18 protein-coding genes are annotated in these 18,332 nt (G+C 64.1%); 17 read left to right on the top strand and 1 reads right to left on the bottom strand.

Going from position 1 to position 18,332, the window contains the following annotated elements:
- Positions 1-11 precede the first annotated feature (11 nt).
- The 4 genes from X773_RS54765 to X773_RS54780 all read left to right on the top strand — a co-directional run bounded on the left by X773_RS54765 (position 12) and on the right by X773_RS54780 (position 4,262).
- Entirely contained in the window at positions 12-932 is a 921-nt protein-coding gene (locus tag X773_RS54765; RefSeq protein WP_023676875.1) for an ABC transporter permease, read from the top strand.
- Positions 929-1,762 (top strand): ABC transporter ATP-binding protein, encoded by an 834-nt coding sequence (locus X773_RS54770; protein WP_023676876.1) that lies wholly within the window; start codon positions 929-931, stop codon positions 1,760-1,762. Before X773_RS54765 ends, X773_RS54770 begins: the two co-directional genes overlap by 4 nt.
- Positions 1,759-2,505 (top strand): ABC transporter ATP-binding protein, encoded by a 747-nt coding sequence (locus tag X773_RS54775; protein ID WP_023676877.1) that lies wholly within the window; start codon positions 1,759-1,761, stop codon positions 2,503-2,505. Before X773_RS54770 ends, X773_RS54775 begins: the two co-directional genes overlap by 4 nt.
- Positions 2,506-2,984: 479 nt before the next feature.
- On the top strand, positions 2,985-4,262 hold the full coding sequence (locus X773_RS54780) for a 4-aminobutyrate--2-oxoglutarate transaminase (RefSeq protein ID WP_023676879.1): 1,278 nt from the start codon (positions 2,985-2,987) through the stop codon (positions 4,260-4,262).
- A 9-nt stretch (positions 4,263-4,271) separates the two neighbouring features.
- Here X773_RS54780 and X773_RS54785 read toward each other — a convergent pair whose 3' ends face one another.
- Entirely contained in the window at positions 4,272-5,525 is a 1,254-nt protein-coding gene (locus X773_RS54785; protein WP_023676880.1) for an FAD-dependent oxidoreductase, read from the bottom strand.
- A 474-nt stretch (positions 5,526-5,999) separates the two neighbouring features.
- On the opposite strand from X773_RS54785, the gene X773_RS54790 reads away from it, so the two are divergent.
- The 13 genes from X773_RS54790 (at position 6,000) to X773_RS54850 (ending at position 18,256) form a co-directional block, all read left to right on the top strand.
- Positions 6,000-7,241: an imelysin family protein gene (locus X773_RS54790; RefSeq protein WP_245274705.1), complete on the top strand. Its 1,242-nt coding sequence runs from the start codon at positions 6,000-6,002 to the stop codon at positions 7,239-7,241.
- 56 nt (positions 7,242-7,297) lie between these two features.
- The gene (locus X773_RS54795; protein WP_023676882.1) at positions 7,298-7,609 is read left to right on the top strand and encodes a (2Fe-2S)-binding protein; all 312 of its coding nucleotides are present in this window, start codon (positions 7,298-7,300) and stop codon (positions 7,607-7,609) included.
- On the top strand, positions 7,575-8,060 hold the full coding sequence (bfr, locus tag X773_RS54800) for a bacterioferritin (protein ID WP_023676883.1): 486 nt from the start codon (positions 7,575-7,577) through the stop codon (positions 8,058-8,060). The genes X773_RS54795 and bfr overlap by 35 nt, the downstream gene beginning before the upstream one ends.
- Positions 8,061-8,072: 12 nt before the next feature.
- The gene (locus tag X773_RS54805) at positions 8,073-9,680 is read left to right on the top strand and encodes a di-heme oxidoredictase family protein (protein ID WP_023676884.1); all 1,608 of its coding nucleotides are present in this window, start codon (positions 8,073-8,075) and stop codon (positions 9,678-9,680) included.
- A complete protein-coding gene (locus X773_RS54810; protein ID WP_023676885.1) occupies positions 9,680-10,753 on the top strand; it encodes an imelysin family protein in 1,074 nt (357 codons plus the stop codon). The genes X773_RS54805 and X773_RS54810 overlap by 1 nt, the downstream gene beginning before the upstream one ends.
- Positions 10,754-10,755: 2 nt before the next feature.
- Positions 10,756-11,862: a DUF1513 domain-containing protein gene (locus tag X773_RS54815; RefSeq protein ID WP_023676886.1), complete on the top strand. Its 1,107-nt coding sequence runs from the start codon at positions 10,756-10,758 to the stop codon at positions 11,860-11,862.
- A gap of 159 nt (positions 11,863-12,021) precedes the next feature.
- On the top strand, positions 12,022-12,774 hold the full coding sequence (tsaB, locus tag X773_RS54820) for a tRNA (adenosine(37)-N6)-threonylcarbamoyltransferase complex dimerization subunit type 1 TsaB (protein WP_023676887.1): 753 nt from the start codon (positions 12,022-12,024) through the stop codon (positions 12,772-12,774).
- Positions 12,774-13,268, top strand: coding sequence for a ribosomal protein S18-alanine N-acetyltransferase (gene rimI, locus X773_RS54825; protein WP_023676888.1), 495 nt, complete (start codon positions 12,774-12,776; stop codon positions 13,266-13,268). The genes tsaB and rimI overlap by 1 nt, the downstream gene beginning before the upstream one ends.
- Before the next feature lie 21 nt (positions 13,269-13,289).
- On the top strand, positions 13,290-14,090 hold the full coding sequence (locus X773_RS54830) for a lysophospholipid acyltransferase family protein (RefSeq protein ID WP_023676889.1): 801 nt from the start codon (positions 13,290-13,292) through the stop codon (positions 14,088-14,090).
- Positions 14,091-14,153: 63 nt separating this feature from the next.
- The gene (gene miaB, locus X773_RS54835; RefSeq protein WP_023676890.1) at positions 14,154-15,563 is read left to right on the top strand and encodes a tRNA (N6-isopentenyl adenosine(37)-C2)-methylthiotransferase MiaB; all 1,410 of its coding nucleotides are present in this window, start codon (positions 14,154-14,156) and stop codon (positions 15,561-15,563) included.
- A 26-nt stretch (positions 15,564-15,589) separates the two neighbouring features.
- A complete protein-coding gene (locus tag X773_RS54840) occupies positions 15,590-16,639 on the top strand; it encodes a PhoH family protein (RefSeq protein ID WP_023676891.1) in 1,050 nt (349 codons plus the stop codon).
- A gap of 17 nt (positions 16,640-16,656) precedes the next feature.
- Positions 16,657-17,154, top strand: a complete 498-nt coding sequence (ybeY, locus tag X773_RS54845) for an rRNA maturation RNase YbeY (protein ID WP_023676892.1) — start codon at positions 16,657-16,659, stop codon at positions 17,152-17,154.
- Positions 17,155-17,182: 28 nt separating this feature from the next.
- Entirely contained in the window at positions 17,183-18,256 is a 1,074-nt protein-coding gene (locus X773_RS54850; protein WP_023676893.1) for a hemolysin family protein, read from the top strand.
- The last annotated feature ends 76 nt before the right edge of the window (positions 18,257-18,332 follow it).

Consider the following 18,332-nt stretch of genomic DNA (forward strand, 5'->3'; position numbering starts at 1 on the left):
ACCAAGGCAGGATGAGCACGGAAGCGATTCAAACCCGCCGCGACTGGCTGCTCAGCGAGCGGCCGGCGTCGCGCGTGCAGGCGAGGCTCGGCCGCGCCTATGTGGCGTGGCGGCGCTTTTCCGCCAACCGGCTGGCGTTTGCCGGCCTGCTCATCATCGTCGCCCTGCTGGTGGTCGCGGCATTCGCCGATGTGCTGGCGCCCTATTCGCCGACATTCGGCGACCTCAAGGGCTCGCGGCTCCTGGCGCCGAGTGCGGCGCACTGGTTCGGCACCGACGATCTCGGCCGCGATATCTATTCGCGCATCATCTTCGGCTCGCGCTGGACACTCTACGTCGTCATTCTGGTTGCCATTATCGCCGCGCCCATCGGCTTGCTGGTCGGCACCGTCGCCGGCTATGCCGGCGACTGGACCGATGCGATCCTGATGCGCATCACCGACATCTTTCTCGCCTTTCCGAAGCTGATCCTGGCGCTGGCCTTTGTCGCGGCGCTCGGCCCCGGCATCGAAAATGCCGTGCTTGCCATCGCCATCACCTCGTGGCCGCCCTATGCCCGCATTGCCCGCGCCGAAACGCTGACGGTGCGCAATTCCGATTATATCAAGGCGGTGCAATTGATGGGCGCCTCGCCGTTTCGCATCGTGCTTCGCCACATCATGCCGCTGTGCATCTCCTCGCTGATCATCAGGGTGACGCTCGACATGGCCGGCATCATCCTGACCGCGGCCGGCCTCGGCTTCCTCGGCCTCGGCGCGCAGCCGCCGCTGCCGGAATGGGGCGCGATGATCGCGTCGGGCCGCCGCTTCGTGCTCGACCAGTGGTGGGTTGCGGGCGCGCCGGGCTTTGCCATCCTCATCGTCAGCCTCGGCTTCAACCTGCTCGGCGACGGCCTGCGCGACGCGCTCGATCCCCGAAGCGGTGACCAATGAGCACGCTTCTCGAAGTCAACGACCTGCGCGTTACCTTCCCGACGCGCACCGGCCTGATCGAGGCAGTGCGCGGTGTTTCCTTCTCGCTCGGCCGCGAGCGGCTCGGCATCGTCGGCGAGAGCGGTTCGGGCAAGTCGCAGACCGGCCGCGCCATCATGGGCGTCACCCCGCCGCAGGCCGAGGTGACCGCGAAGACGCTCGCTTTTGACGGCATCGACCTGCTGGCCGCCTCGCCGCGCGAGCGCCGCGCGCTGCGCGGCAAGCGTATCGCCATGATCCTGCAGGATCCGAAATATTCGCTCGACCCGGTGATGAGCATCGGCCGCCAGATCGTCGAGACGCTGCGCACGCATGAGAAGGTCTCCAAGGCCGAAGCCCGCGACCGTGCGCTGGCCATGCTGGAGGCTGTGCAGATCCGCGATCCGGCCCGTGTCTTCGACCTGCATCCGCACGAGGTTTCCGGCGGCATGGGCCAGCGCGCCATGATCGCCATGATGCTGATCGCCGGGCCGGAAATGATGATCGCCGACGAGCCGACCTCGGCACTCGACGTCACTGTCCAGCTCGACGTGCTCGGCATCCTCGACCGGCTGGTCAGCGAGCGCGGCATGGGGCTGATCTTCATCTCGCACGATCTGCGCCTGGTCTCGTCCTTCTGTGATCGTGTCATCGTCATGTATGCCGGCAAGGTGGTCGAACAGCTCAAAGCCTCGGAGCTCGGCCGCGCCCAGCATCCCTATACGCGCGGCCTGCTCAACTGCATGCCCAAGATCGGCGCCGACCGTCACCCGCTGCCGGTGCTCGACCGCAAGCCGGAGTGGGCGGCATGACGGCAGCCCTTTCCGTCGACAGGCTGGAGGTGGTCTTCGACCGCTTCCGCGCGTTGAAAGGCGTCAGCCTCGAGGTCGAATCCGGTGAATCCTTCGGCCTGGTCGGCGAGTCCGGCTCCGGCAAGTCGACGTTGCTCAGGGCAATCGCCGGCCTGGCGCCGGCCGCATCTGGCACCATCGCCGTCAACGGCAAAACGCTCGGCGTGCGTCGCGACAAGGCGTTTTACCGCGAGGTGCAGATGGTCTTCCAGGACCCGTACGGTTCGCTGCACCCGCGCCAGACCGTCGACCGCCTGCTGCAGGAGCCGCTCGCCATTCACGGCTTCGCCGACGGCGAAAAGCGCATCCAGCGGGCACTCGACGAGGTCGGCCTCGGCACCGGGTTCCGTTTTCGCTATTCGCATCAATTGTCCGGCGGTCAGCGCCAGCGCGTGGCGATCGCCCGCGCCCTGATTCTGGAACCGTCGATCCTGCTGCTCGACGAGCCGACCTCGGCGCTCGACGCTTCGGTGCAGGCGGAGGTGCTGAACCTGCTGGAAGAGATCAGGCGCCGCCGCAAGCTGACCTTCCTGATGGTCAGCCACGACCTAGCCATCATCACCCACATGTGCGAACGGCTGATGGTGATGCAGAACGGCGAGGCGATGGAGAATCTGACCGCGGACGATCTTGTCGAACGCCGTGTCACCAAGGATTATACGCGCAATTTGCTGAGGGCCAGCGAGGGGTTCGTGAGGACGTAGTTTAACATTCCAGGTCGCGCTCTGTCGCGCCCCCCTCTGTCCTGCCGGACATCTCCCCCTCAAGGGGGGAGATCATTCGCTCTACCGCTTTCGCCAATGACAAACGCCGGAAGGCTGGCGAGGCAACTGAAACTGCCAATCTCCCCCCTTGAGGGGGAGATGTCCGGCAGGACAGAGGGGGGCGCGAAGGAACTCAACTTCCGCCTTAGGCCCCGCTACCCTCCACAATGGCACTGCTATCTCCCGCCTCGCCCTCCGCCTCTTTCGGCTCCTTGACCTGAACCACGCCGAATAGCACGCCGGCAGGAACAGCAGCATGATCGCTGCGCCGGCGATAGTGCCGGCCATCATCGCGTAGCTGCCGGACCGCAGGCCCAATCGCCCGCCGCCAGTGCCAACTTGAGGAAAACCTGAAATAAGCCCAGAAGAGTCTCAACAGCCATCAAACGAGAGCGGGCGCCGGCCCGGTGAGGGGTACGATGACAAATTCAGCCATTTCCGAACGCAAGAGCCAGTCGATTTCGCGCGGCGTCGGCATGACCACTCAGATCTATGCCGATCGCGCCGAAAACTCGGAGATCTGGGATGTGGAAGGCCGCCGCTACATCGATTTCTCGTCCGGCATCGCCGTCGTCAACACCGGCCACCGTCACCCCAGGGTGATCGAAGCGGTCAAGGCGCAGCTCGACCGCTTCACCCATACCTGCTACCAGGTCGTGCCCTACGAGAGCTATATCCGGCTGGCCGAACGGCTGAACGGCATGCTGCCCGGCAAGTTCGACAAAAAGACGATTTTTGTCACCACCGGCGCCGAGGCGGTTGAGAATGCAATCAAGATCGCCCGCAACGCCACCGGCCGGCCGGCGGTCATCGCTTTTTCCGGCGGCTTCCACGGACGCACCTTCATGGGCATGGCGCTGACCGGCAAGGTCGTGCCTTACAAGGTCGGCTTCGGCGCCATGCCGGCGGATGTCTTCCATGCGCCGTTCCCGGTTGCGCTGCACGGCGTGTCGGTCGCCGATTCGCTGGCTGCGCTCGACCGGCTGTTCAAGGCCGATGTCGATCCGGCCCGCGTCGCCGCGATCATCGTCGAGCCGGTGCAGGGCGAGGGCGGCTTCTACGAGGCGCCGCGCGATTTCATGACCGCATTGCGCAAGATCTGCGATCAGCACGGCATGCTGCTGATCGCCGACGAGGTGCAGACCGGCTTTGCCCGCACCGGCAAGATGTTTGCCATGGACCATCACGAGGTGGCGGCCGACATCACCACCATGGCCAAGAGCCTGGCCGGCGGCTTCCCGTTGGCGGCGGTCACCGGGCGTGCCGAGGTCATGGATTCGCCGAACCCCGGCGGACTCGGCGGCACCTATGGCGGCAGCCCGATCGGCGTCGCCGCGGCGCATGCCGTGCTCGACGTCATCGACGAGGAGAAGCTCTGCGACCGGGCCAACACGCTGGGCAACCGTCTGAAGCAGCGCCTGCAAGCGATCCGCGACGAAGCCCCGGAAATCGTCGATATCAGAGGCCCCGGCTTCATGAACGCGGTCGAGTTCAACGATGTGGCGAAGGGGCTGCCGTCGCCGGAACTCGCCAATGCGGTCCGGCTGAAGGCGCTCGACAAGGGCCTGATCCTGCTCACCTGCGGCGTCTACGGCAACGTCATCCGCTTCCTCGCGCCGATCACCATCCAGGACGGAGTCATGAACGAGGCGCTCGACATCCTGGAAAGTTCGATCCGCGAGGCCCGCGCTGCCTGAGCGATACGATTATCCTGCCGCGCGGGCCGGCTCTGCCTGCTGGAAGGCGGCGAGCGCGGCCTTCAGCCCGTCGGGCCCGGTCGCGACAGTCTGCGGCGACGGCGAAAAGCCGGCGCCGAGCATCTTGCGGCCAAGCATGTGGTCGCCGGGCCGGTTGACCGATTCGATGCCGAGCAGCCGGCTTCCGGCATAGTGGTAGATCGAGAATTTGTTCTCGGCCACGTCGCCCAGCACGACATGGCTGTCGCCGCCCGCAATCAGGCCGACCATCTGCAGCTTCATGTCACCGATATCGGACCAGAACCACGGCACTGCCGAGTAATTGTCGGTGTGGCCGGCGATGGTGCGTGCGGCGAGCCGCGCCTGGTCAGTGGCGTTCTGTACCGATTCCAGCCGCACATCGCCGCCGGTGAACCAGTGCCGGTAGGAGGCGGCATCGCCGATGGCGAGGATTTCCGGCACCGACGTGCGCATCTGCTGGTCGACGCGGATGCCGTTGGCGATGGCAATGCCGGCGGCTTCGGCCAATTCGACATTCGGCACGACGCCGATACCGATGACGACCACCTGCGCCGGCAATCTCTCGCCAGATGAGGTGATTGCAGCCGAAACACGGCCGTTCTCGCCCTCCAGCCGTTCGATGGTGGTGCCGGTAAGAATGCGCACACCGGTGGCCTCCAGCCGCTGGCGCACATGGCCGGCGATGACCGGTGCCACGGCGCGGCCGAGCAGCCGGTCGACCGCCTCGACCACCGTAACCTTGCGGCCTGCCGCGGTGAGCGTCGCGGCAATCTCCAGGCCGATGAAGCCGCCGCCGAGGATGACGACCTCCTCGCTTTGCGCGCTCAATTCGCGGATCAGGCGGGCATCGCCGAGCGAGCGCAGCGACACAACGCCAGAAAGCTCCGAACCCGGCAGCGGCAGCAGGCGCGGCCGCGCGCCGGTGGCGAGGATCAGCCGGCCGAACGGCAGCACGCCGCCGCCCGATATCTCCAGCCTGCGGCCGCCTACGTCGATCCGCTCGACCCGGATGCCTGGCCGGAAGTCGATGGCGCTGCCGGTATAAAAAGCCTCGCCGCGCAACGGCTGCGGCTTTGCTTGCTGATCCTTGATGAAGGTCTTCGACAGCGGCGGCTTGTGGTAGGGCAATTCGTTTTCGTCGCCGACCAGGATCACCGGGCCGTCATAGCCTTCTTCGCGCAGGCTGGCGGCCGCTTGCACGCCCGCATGACCCGCACCGACAATGACGACCCCGTTCTTCATAACAGCCCGATTCCTCATCCAAATCTAGGACGTCTCGCCAGGTGGCGATTGTCCGGCGCCGCCGCAAGAGCGCCGATCCGGGTCGCACCCGGAACGGCCGCCTGTCAACTGCGTCATGCGCCGGCATTCCTCATACGTCGGTGTTAAAGTTGACAGTTCTAGTTTAGAATAATTCTAAACTATTGTTTCAATTGAATTTTTTCTATGCCACCAGTTGACATCCGGCGTCTTCGCCGTTTTATGGAAGCTCGCGCGTCAGCGCATCCCTTTGATGTCTGGGCCTTGAACCCTTTCGATTGGAGGCATTTCGGTGTCTTTCTTCCGCGAACCGCGCGATGGCGCGACCCTTCTTTGCCCGCTGGCAACTGCCCGCCGCGGCGCCGGCATTTCATTGATTCCCGAGGAGAGACAATCATGAGAACGATGATCACGGCGCGGTATGGCGGCAGGCTTGCGGCGATCGGCGCCACCGCGATGCTGACGGCGGCCGTGTTCGTGCTGCCGGCCAAGGCGCAAACCGATGCCAAGGCGGTCATCAAGACCTATTCCGACATTGCGCTCGCCAAATACGAGGATTCGCTGATCACGGCCGAGGCGCTCGACAAGGCTGTCGATGCGCTGCTCGCCAAGCCATCTGCCGAAACGCTGAACGCCGCCCGCGAGGCCTGGAAGGCATCGCGCGTTCCCTATCAGCAGACCGAGGTCTATCGCTTCGGTAATGCCATCGTCGACGACTGGGAAGGCGAGGTGAACTCCTGGCCGCTCGACGAAGGCTTGATCGACTATGTCGCCAAGAGCTACGGCACCGAGTCGGACGCCAACGTGCTCTACACCGCCAATGTGATCGCCAACAAGTCGATCGAGATCAACGGCAAGAAGGTCGACGCCACCGACCTGACGCCGGAGTTCCTCTCCGGCACCCTGCAGGAGGCCGGCAGTATCGAGGCCAATGTGGCGACCGGCTATCACGCTATCGAATTCCTGCTTTGGGGTCAGGACCTGCACGGCACCGGTCCGGGCGCCGGCGAACGGCCCTACACCGACTACGACCTCGCCAATTGCACCGGCGGCAATTGCGACCGTCGCGGACAGTATCTGAAATCGGCGAGCGACCTTCTGGTTTCCGATCTAAAGGATATGGTCGACGACTGGAAGGAAGGCGGCGCCGCCCGCAAGAACCTTGTCGATGGCGAGCTGAACGCCGCCATTTCGACCATCTTCACCGGCATGGGCTCGTTGTCCTATGGTGAGCTCGCCGGAGAGCGGATGAAGCTCGGCCTCTTGTTGCACGACCCGGAAGAGGAGCACGATTGCTTCTCCGACAATACCTACAACTCCCATCTTTACGATGCGATCGGCATCCGTGCCGCCTATCACGGCAGCTACAAGCGGCTCGACGGCACTGTCGTCGAGGGGCCGTCGGTGGCCGACATGGTCAAGGCGGCCGACCCGGCGGTTGACAAGGAATTGTCGGACAAACTGGACGTCACCGTCGCCAAGATGGAGGCCATCAAGGCGCGGGCGCTTGCCGGCGAGGCCTATGACCAGCAGATCGGAGAAGGCAACACGGAAGGCAATGCCACCGTGCAGGCGGCGATCGACGCGCTGGTCGATCAGACCAAGTCGATCGAACGCGCCGTCGGCACCCTGAAGCTCAATGCGATAGCCTTCGAGGGTTCGGACAGCCTCGATTCACCGGACAAGGTGTTCCAATAAACTATCGAAACCACCAGCCACACGCCGCAACGAAGCGCCGTTAGCCAGAGCGACAAATGCTGATCTGCCATTGCAACATCATCACCGAAAAGGAGATAGAGCAGACGATCGTCGGACTGCTGGATGAGGACCCCTGGCAGCTGATCGTGCCGGCCAAGGTCTATCACGCCATGCACAAGCGCGGTCGCTGTTGCGGCTGCTTCCCAAATGTGGTCGAAACGATCATTCGGGTCACCGAAAATTACCATGCCCGCTCGGCGGCGAGTGGCGTGGACATCGTTTCACACCTGGATCGCGTCAGAGGCCTACGCGTCCAATACGGGAGCAGAACCCATGAAAGGCGAACAGCAGATCATAGAGCGGCTTAACGAGGCTCTGTTTCTGGAACTTGGGGCGGTCAATCAATACTGGGTGCATTTCCGGCTGCTGGAAGACTGGGGATACGCCAAGCTAGCGAAGAAGGAACGCGCTGAATCGATCGAGGAAATGCACCATGCCGACCGGCTCGTGGCGCGCATCATCTTCCTCGAGGGCCATCCGAACCTGCAGTCCGTGGCGCCGCTGCGCATCGGGCAGAATGTCAAGGAAGTGCTCGAATCCGATCTTGCCGGCGAATATGACGCGCGCACCGCCTACAAGCGTTCGCGCGAGGTTTGTAACGAAGCAGGCGACTACGTGACGATGAAGCTGTTCGAGGAATTGCTGGCTGACGAGGAAGGTCACATCGACTTCCTCGAGACGCAACTCGACCTGCTCGCCTCGATCGGCGAAGAAAAGTACGGCCAACTCAACGCAGCGTCGGCCGACGAGGCGGAATAAGGACATGCCGGAATGCGGCGCCCCCTAGATTTCATGCGCCGCTTGCGGCCGGCCGAGCATTGTGGCCTGCCGCCTCAGAAGAAGCCGCGATACGGTATCCTTCGCGGCGCCTTTCTTGCCGTGGTGGCGACGCTCACAGCCTCGGCGCTGGCCGGGGCGCCGCAACCGGCGGGGCTTGCCACCAGCCGCACGGATCTGACGCCGAAGGATCTGGCGCGCGTCATCGCCATCACCAGGCCGACCAGCGATTTCTCCAAGCCCGAGCAATTCGAGCTGATGCAGGGCGGCGCCGGCACCTCGAAGAAGGACGTCAACAAGGACGCCTTCTCGCAATCCTCTGCCAACATCAGCTTCGAGGAAGAGGGTACCTTCAAGCTCGGCAACGCCATTTTCCGCAAGAACTGGGTGTCCTCGCCATCCTCGACACAAGCCTCGGATGGGCTCGGCCCGTTGTTCAACGAGCGCGCCTGCCAGAACTGTCATCTGAAGGACGGCCGCGGCCATCCGCCCCAAGGCGACAGCGGCACCACCTCGATGTTCCTGCGCCTGGCAAGGGAAGCCAGTACCGAGGAGGAGAAAGCCGCGCTCGCCGATCACAAGGTGCTCAACTTTCCCGACCCGGTCTATGGCACACAACTTCAGGAGCTAGCCGTTCCCGGCCTGCAGGGCGAAGGCAGGATGCATGTCGATTATCAGGAGCAAAAAGTAAAACTGGCGGACGGCAGCGTCGTGTCGCTGCGCAAGCCGAGCTATTCGGTCGACGGTCTCGCCTACGGGGCGCTCGATCCACACACCACGCTGTCGCCGCGCATGACGCCGCCGATGATCGGCCTTGGCCTGGTCGAGCAGATCGCTCCTGCCGACATCCTTACGCGTGCCGATGCGGCCGACCGCGATGGTGACGGGATTTCCGGCAGGCCAAACATAATACGCGACGCCAGCAGCGGTGAACTGACGCTCGGCCGTTTCGGCTGGAAGGCGCAGGCGGCATCGATCCGCCAGCAATCGGCCGACGCTTTTGCCGGCGATATCGGCATTTCGACGCCTGAGGTGCCGAAGCACTGGGGCGATTGCAGCGCCGCGGAAAAGACCTGCCTTGCCCAACCTAACGGTGTACAGGAGCGCCTCGGTCCGGTCGAAGCGCCGCCGCCGGTCATGGACCTCGTGACCTTCTATTCGCAAAACCTTGCCGTGCCGGCCCGGGGCGATCTCGGCAGACCGGACGTGCTCGCCGGCAAAAAACTGTTCTACGATATGGGCTGCATCTCTTGCCATACGCCGAAATTCGTCACCCGTCGCGGCACCCCGAACAAGGCGCAGGCCTTCCAGCTGATCTGGCCTTATTCCGATTTCCTGCTGCATGACATGGGACCCGGCCTTGCCGACGGACAGGCGGTGGGCGAGGCCACGGGAAGCGAATGGCGCACGCCGCCACTGTGGGGCATCGGGCTCACCCAGACCGTCAGCGGCAACACCTTCTTCCTGCATGACGGGCGCGCACGAAGCCTGGCCGAGGCGATTCTGTGGCATGGCGGCGAGGGCCAGAAGGCGCGTGACCGCTTTGCCGCTGCCGATGCGGCCGACCGCGCCGCGCTGATCAAGTTTCTGGAGTCGCTCTGATGCGGAAGCGTCTTGCATTCGCTCTGATGCTGGTCCTCGCCGGTGCGCTGCCGGCATCCGCGGCGGTGAAGGCTTCGGATGTGATCCAGCGGGCGATCGACGGCTTCGTCCGCCCGGCCTATGCCAGACTGCATGACCATGCGGACAGCTTGGCCAAGACCATGCACGCGCTTTGCCAAGCGCCCTCGCGAGACAATCTCGATGCGGCACGCGCCGAATTCTCGGGTGTCGTGGATGCCTGGTCGGTGGTGGAAATCATCCGTTTCGGGCCGATCGCGGAAAACAACCGGCTTGAGCGCATGCTGTTTTGGCCGGACCGCAAGAGCATCGGCCTGAAGCAGGTGCAGGCGGCACTTGCCGGCAAGGATCCGACAGCCGCCGATCCGGCCCAGCTGGCTACAAAGAGCGTCGCCATGCAAGGGCTCGGCGCACTGGAATTCGTCCTCTACGGCGACGGAGCCGGTCAATTGGTCGGCAGGGACGACGCCTATCGCTGCGCCTACGGTGCGGCCATTGCCGGCAATGTCGAGACGATTGCCGGCGAGGTTGGCGATGACTGGAACGAGCCCAACGGCTTTGCCGCGCTCTGGGCCAATCCGGGTCCGCAGAACGCGCTCTACCACCACGGAACTGAAGCGGTGACCGAACTGGTCGGCGTCTTCATCAACGAGCTGGAAATGGTCCGCGACGTACGCCTGAAAGGCTTCCTGGGCGCCAAGCCGGAGGCCGACAAACCGAAACAGGCGATCTATTGGCGCTCGCAAAACACCGCCCGCTCGCTGACCGGGAATCTGGCCGGCATGGACACGCTGTTCCAGGCCTCGCAGCTTGGCGACGCGCTGCCGCCCGATGCGCGCTGGATGGCAGAATCGGTCCACATCCAGCTCACCAACGGGATCGAGGCGGCCAAGGCGATCAGGGGACCGATCGACAAGGCACTTGCCGATCCGGCGCTGCGCCAGAAGCTCGACTATTTCTCGCTGGTGACATCCAGCCTGACGACCCTGATCGGCACCAGGCTGACCGCCGAATTCGGCCTGACCGCCGGGTTCTCGTCATTGGATGGCGACTGATCATGAGGACGCCGCTGATCGATCGGCGCGATTTCCTGAGGGCCGCCGGCGCTGGTTTCGTAGCGGCGATGGCGCCGTCGGCCTGGGCAAAGACACTCGACGCCGACGCGGTCTTCGCCACCGCTTTCGTCAAGCGCGACGGCAGCTATGGCGCGGCCGTCCTGTCCGAGGCCGGCAAGTTGTTGCACACGATCGATCTGCCCGATCGGGGTCACGACGTTACCTTCGACCCGGTGTCCAAGCGTTCGGTGGTGTTTGCCAGGCAGCCGGGCACCTTTGCTGTCGTCTTCGACCATACCGGCCGCGGTGAACCGCGCACCATTGCCAGCGTTGCCGGCCGGCATTTCTTCGGCCATGGCGTGTTCTCGGCCGATGGCACGCTGCTCTACGCAACCGAGAACGATTTCGACAATGCCGCCGGCGTCGTCGGCGTCTATGACGCGCATGCGAAATTCAAGCGCATCGGCGAGTTCCCGACCTACGGCACAGGCCCGCACGAGCTGTTGCTGCTTTCCGACGGCAGGACGATTGCTGTGGCCAATGGCGGCATCGAGACGCATCCGGATTATGGCCGCGCCGAGCTCAACATCGCAACGATGAAGCCTTCCTACGTTCTGGTCGACCGCCTTACCGGAGATCTCACCGAAAAGCACGAATTGCCGCCGGCGCTGCACCAATTGTCGATCCGCCATATGGATGCCGACCGGTCCGGCACCGTCTGGTTCGGCTGCCAGTACAGGGGGCCGGGTACCGATCGTCCCCCGCTGGTTGGCCGCGCGCCGCGCGGCAAGGACTTGCAATTGCTCGATATGTCGCAGGATGTGCTCTCCGGCTTCAGGAATTATATCGGCTCGGTCGCCGCCAACCCTGCCGCCGGCACCATCGCCGTGTCTTCGCCTGAGGGCAATTCGCTTGCCGTGATCGACGCGGCCAGCGGCCGCATCGTCGCCACCAAGGCGCTGGTCGAGGTTTGCGGCGTTGCAGCCGATGGGGAAAGCTTCATGGCGACGACCGGCGCCGGCGATATCGTCGAGTCCGGTGGCTCGATACGTTCCGAGCCGGACTATGTCTGGGACAATCACGTGCTGCGTATCGAGCAGGTCGGCTAGTCCCGATACCTATTGTGGCGATTGCGTGCGTTGGAACTTACATTCTTGGACCCGCGCCGAAGCCAAGTCGCCTGACGATTTATCCATTATTCCCTTGCGGGGATCAGCCCTGGCGGGCAGAGGGAAGTTGTTTTCGAAACTGTCTCAACCGGCCGCTTCATGAAATTGCTTGCCATCGACTGTGCCGCCAATCTCTGCGCCGCCTGCGTCTACGACGCGGCGGCCGGGAAAGAACTCGGCCGTTCGGTGCTCGATCTCGGTAAGGGTCATGCCGAGCATCTGATGGGTGTCATCGAAAAGGCGTTGGGGACCAGCAGAACCGACTATTCCGGCCTCGGCGCCATTGCCGTTTCGACGGGTCCGGGCTCCTTCACCGGTCTGCGCGTCGGCGTCTCGGCGGCGCGCGGCCTTGCGCTGGCGCTGAAAATCCCGGCGATCGGCGTGACGACTCTGGAGGCCCTGGCGGCGCAAGCGAGAGCGGCATTTCCCGGTCGCGCCGTGCTCGCCGCGCTCGATGCAGGTCGCGAGGAGATCCATGCGGCACTTTACGATGAAGCATCCGTTTTGATTTACGGTCCCTCGGTGACCACGCTCTCGCAAGCCGCCGCCAAGGCGGTTGACAGCTCCGCGGTTCTGGCCGGTACGGCGGCAACGCAAATTGCCGCCTCGGCCGGGCGCGCCTTCGACGTCGGCGCGACAGCGGCCACCGCCGACATCGCCGTCTATGCCCGGCTGGCCGCCGCCCAACGTGCCGGTAAAAAGGGCGAGGGCGAAAAGCCGAAACCACTCTATCTGCGCGGCGCCGACGCAAAGCCTCAGGCAGGCTTTATTCTATCGAGGCAAGACCATGATCCCAAAAAGTGGAAACCGGTTTTGGGAAAAGATCATGGTCCAAACGGAAACAAGTCCTGATGCGCATTCCTTTCCTCCAGTCGCGCCGCAGGGACTATGCGCTCGAGCCGTTGACGGTTGCCGATAGCGCGGCCATGTCGGTGCTGCATCGCGAGGATTTCGCGCGGCCGTGGACCGACGACGAATTCGCCGCGCTGCTCGAGCAGGACACGGTGTTCGGCTATGCCGCGCGCGAGACCGGACAGGGTGCCAAGCCGCCGGTCGGCTTCGTGCTGGCGCGGCTCGCGGCCGGCGAGGGCGAGATCCTGACGGTCGCGGTGGCACGCTCGCATCGGCGCCGGGGGCTCGGCTGGCAATTGATGGATGCGGTGCTGCGCGAACTGCACGCACAGCGCGCCGAGGCGCTTTTCCTCGAGGTCGACGAGACCAATGTCGCCGCGATCGCGCTCTACCGGCGGTTCGGCTTCCGCGAGGTCGGCAAGCGCGCCAACTATTACAAGTCGCCGGAGCACGGCCCGACCGGCGCGCTTGTCATGCGCCGCGATCTTCGCTAGCCAAACGCCGGGGTGGTGCGGATGATCGGAAAAATCAGGATTTTCCTGGCCCTGGGGCTGGTTGTCGTCGGCTCGCTGGTGCTTGTGCCGCTGCAGATATTGTCGATGCGGACCGGGCTCTGGCGCGAGACCTTCATCCTGAAAATCTGGCACAGGATGATCGTCAGGACGCTGGGGCTGCGCATCCATGTCAAGGGGACTCTGTCCGAACAACGCCCATTGCTGGTTGCGTCCAACCACATCTCCTGGACCGACATCATGGTGCTGGGGTCGATGGTCGACGTGACGTTCATCGCCAGGGCCGACATGGCCGGCTGGCCGTTGATCGGCATGCTGTCGAAGCTGCAACGCACGGTCTTCATCGAACGTGAGCGTAAGCGTTCGTCGGGCGACCAGGCGAGCGAGATCGCCGGCCGCATGGCCAAGGGCGACGCCATGGTGCTGTTTGCCGAAGGCTCGACCGGCGACGGCAACATGATCCTGCCGTTCAAGAGCACGCTGTTCGGCGCCGCTACAATGGCGATTGCGGAAGGGGCGGCCGAACAGGTCTTCATCCAGCCGGTGGCGATCGTCTATACGCGCCTGCATGGCGTGCCGCTCGGCCGCCGGCATCGGCCGGTTGCCGCCTGGATCGGCGACGAGGAGCTGATGCCGCACCTCAAGGTGCTGATGGCCGAGGGCGCCCTCGACGTCGAGGTGCATTTTGGCGAGGCGATTGCTTTCTCCAAGGGCTCCAGCCGCAAGGAGACAGCAAAGCAGATGGAACGCCAGGTACGCGAGATGGTACAAGCGGCGCTCGCCGAACCGCGTCCGAGCCGGTAGGCTGCGCAGGTTCCGGCCAGATTCGTCTGTTTTTTGTCGGGGAAAGGCGCTAGAAGCCGCGAAATGGAATTGAACACGATAGAACGCGACGACATCGGCGCTGCCGCCGAAGACCTGGTCGTTCCGCCTGCCGCGACCAGAAAGGTCTTCGTCAAGACCTATGGCTGCCAGATGAATGTTTACGATTCGCAGCGCATGACCGATGCGCTGGCGGCCGACGGCTATGCCGCGACAGACGCTATCGGCGAGGCCGATCTGGTGCTGCTCAACACCTGCCACATCCGCGAGAAAGCGGCGGAAAAGGTCTATTCCGAACTTGGGCGCATCCGTGAGTTGAAGGCCGAGCGTGCAAAGGCCGGGCGCGAAATGCTGGTCGGCGTCGCCGGCTGCGTGGCGCAGGCCGAGGGTGCCGAGATCATCCGCCGCTCGCCGGCCGTCGACCTGGTCATCGGCCCGCAGACCTACCACCGGCTGCCCGGTGTGCTGGCGAGGGCGCGTGGCGGCGAAAAGATCGTCGAGACCGACTATGCCGTCGAGGACAAGTTCGAGTATCTGCCGCAGCCGAAGCGCGCCGAACTGATCAGGCGCGGCGTGACGGCGTTCTTGACCGTTCAGGAAGGCTGCGACAAGTTCTGCACCTTCTGTGTCGTGCCCTATACGCGCGGCTCGGAAGTCTCGCGGCCGGTGGCACAGATCGTCGCCGAGGCCGAGCGCCTGGCGGATGCCGGCGTGCGCGAGCTGACGCTGCTCGGCCAGAACGTCAATGCCTGGCATGGAAGAGGCGAAAACGGCGGGGAATGGGGCCTTGGCCGACTGCTGTTCAGGCTGGCCGAGATTCCAGGCCTGGCGCGGCTGCGCTACACGACCAGTCATCCGCGCGACATGGAGGATGAATTGATCGCCGCCCATCGTGATTTGCCGACGCTGATGCCCTATCTACATTTACCGGTGCAGTCCGGCTCCGACCGCATACTCAAGGCGATGAACCGCAGGCATATGGCCAAGGACTATCTGACGTTGATCGACCGCATCCGTGCCGCACGGAACGACATCGCACTGTCCGGCGATTTTATTGTCGGCTTTCCCGGTGAGACGGAAGCGGATTTCGAGGCGACCATGCAGTTGGTCGAAGACGTCAACTATGCCTCGGCCTTTTCGTTCAAATATTCGCCGCGCCCCGGCACGCCGGGCGCCGAGATGAGCGATCACGTGCCGGAGGCCGTCAAGGACGAGCGCCTGCAGCGGCTGCAGGCGCTGCTGCTGAAACAGCAGCAGGATTTCGGCACCAGCCTGGTCGGCAGGACCATCGACACGCTGATCGAAAAGCCGGGCCGCCAGGCCGGCCAGAAGGTTGGCCGCTCGCCCTGGCTGCAGCCGGTTATTGTTGATGAAAAGGCCGGCGAAATCGGTGACATTATCCAGGTACGAATCACGAAGACGGGCTACAACAGCCTGTTCGCCGAATTGGCCTGAAGGTCTCGGCAGATGAGGAGAGACGGTTGAGCGCTGCTGAAGTGAAGAACCTGCCCCAGAACCTACCCTCGGGGGCCTCGGATATCGCGCACATCGTACTGACTTTCGACAACAACAAGCTTGCCAGCGCCCTTTACGGCCAGTTCGACGAGAATCTGGCCCGACTCGAGCAGAAGCTCGGCGTCGATATCCGCTCGCGCGGCAATCAATTGACCATCAAGGGCTCTTCCTCGGCCGCCGAGCAGGCACGCCGCGCCTTGGACAATCTTTACGGCATTCTGCAGAAAGGCACCGACATCGGCCAGTCCGATGTCGACGGCGCCGTGCGCATGGCGATCGCCAGCGACGACCAGCTGACGCTGCCGACGCTGGAGCGCAAGGGCAAGGTGTCCGCCGCCCAGATATCGACGCGCAAGAAGACCATCTATGCCCGCTCGCTCAACCAGGACGCCTACATGCGCGCGCTGGAGCGGTCGGAACTCGTCTTCGGCATCGGCCCGGCCGGCACCGGAAAGACCTATCTGGCGGTGGCGCATGCGGCAATGCTGCTCGAACGCGGCATGGTCGAACGCATCGTGCTGTCGCGCCCCGCGGTCGAGGCGGGCGAACGGCTTGGCTTTCTGCCGGGTGACATGAAGGAGAAGGTCGATCCCTATCTGCGGCCGCTCTATGACGCGCTCTACGACATGATGCCGGCCGACAAGGTCGAGCGGGCGATTGCCGCCGAGGTCATCGAGATCGCGCCGCTGGCGTTCATGCGCGGCCGTACGCTGGCGCACGCTGCCGTCATACTCGACGAGGCGCAGAACACTACGCCGATGCAGATGAAGATGTTCCTGACCCGCCTCGGCGAGAACTCGCGCATGATCGTCACCGGTGATCCGACCCAGATCGATCTGCCGCCAAACACCAAGTCCGGCCTGGTCGAGGCGCTGAGAATCCTCGACGGCGTCACCGGCATGGTGACGGTCCGCTTCAACGAAGGCGACGTCGTCAGGCATCCGCTGGTCGCCGAGATCGTCAAGGCCTATGACCGCGACGGCAAGCTGGCCAGGGGCCTGGGTGTCGAAAGCTGATATGATTATGCGGCCGCATGGCTGAGGAGCAAAAGGCGGGGGGGCCGCTTCCCGTCGAGATCGACATCGCGATCGAGGCGGGCGACTGGCCCGACGAGACGACGCTGACGCGGCTGGTCGACCACGCCGTCTCGGCCGGCTTTGCCGAAACCGGTGCCGACGGCCGTTCCGAGCTCAGCATCGTCTTTTCCGACGATGCCCATATCCGTACGCTCAATGCCGGCTGGCGCGGCAAGGACAAGCCGACCAACGTCCTGTCTTTTCCGGCTTTTCCGTTTGCCAGGGGCGGGCCTCTGCCGCCGATGCTCGGCGACATCGTGCTGGCCGCCGAGACTGTCGCGCGCGAGGCGGCACTGGAAGACAAGCCCATCGAGGACCATATCTCCCATCTCGTCATCCATGGCCTGCTGCATTTGCTGGGCTATGATCACGAAACCGATGCCGAAGCGGAACTGATGGAAGCGACAGAGCGCGCAGCACTTGCGAGGCTTGCCATTCCCGATCCCTACACGTAATTACAAAAGACCAATTGACCGGACGATGATGAACGACAAACCAGAGACTGCCGCCCGCTCCGACGCCGGCAGTGTGATCAAGCCTTCCGAAACGACGGAAGAGGGCTCGAGTCCGAGTACCTCGACCGGCAGCTTCGCCAGCGAGGCATCGCCTGCCGGTCCTTCCCTGTTTGATCGCGTGCTCGGGCTTTTCAGGCACCGCAACGGCACCAGCCTGCGCGAGGAGATTGCCGGTGCGCTTGCCGAAACGGCGAGCGATGCAGAATCCTTCTCGCCTGGCGAACGCGCCATGCTCAACAACATCCTGCGCCTGCGCGAAGTGCGCGTCGAGGACGTCATGGTGCCGCGCGCCGACATCGAGGCGGTCGAGATCACCACGAAGCTGGGTGATCTTCTGGGGCTGTTCGAGCAGTCCGGCCATTCCCGCATGCCGGTCTATTCGGAGACGCTCGACGATCCGCGCGGCATGGTTCATATCCGCGACGTGCTGGCGCACATCACCAAGGTCGCCCGCGTCAGAAAGGGCAGGACGACAAGGAAAACTCCGGTCGCGACGGTTCTCGATCTCGCTCAGGTCGATCTGGCGCGCACCATCGGCGATCTCAACCTGATCCGACCGGTGCTGTTCGTGCCGCCGTCGATGCTCGCCTCCGACCTGATGGGGCGGATGCAGACGACGCGGACCCAGATGGCTTTGGTCATCGACGAATATGGCGGTACTGACGGTCTCGTCTCGCTCGAGGACATCGTCGAGATGGTGGTCGGCGACATCGAGGACGAGCATGACGAGGACGAGCCGATGATTACCCAGGCCGGCGAAGGCGTCTTCATCGTCGACGGCAAGGCCGAGATCGACGACGTCGCCAAGATGATCGGCGAGGATTTCGCCGCCGGCGAGCACGGCGAATATGTCGACACGATCGGCGGCATGATCTTCAACACGCTTGGCCGGGTGCCGGCGCGCGGCGAAGTGGTGCAGGCCATACCCGGCTTCGAGTTTCATGTGCTCGACGCCGACCCACGCCGCGTCAAGCGCGTGCGCATCGTCGAGACCCTGAAGGGCGAGCGCCGCCGCCGCGCCGTCCGCACCGAGCAGGCTTGAAGGACGCGGCTTGCCCGATGCCGGTTGAGGACCCGTTCAAGCACTCGACTTAGGCTCCGGCGTCTTCTACCAGGAT

The sequence above is a fragment of the Mesorhizobium sp. LSJC280B00 genome, assembly GCF_000502835.1.
Taxonomy (GTDB): Bacteria; Pseudomonadota; Alphaproteobacteria; order Rhizobiales; family Rhizobiaceae; genus Mesorhizobium.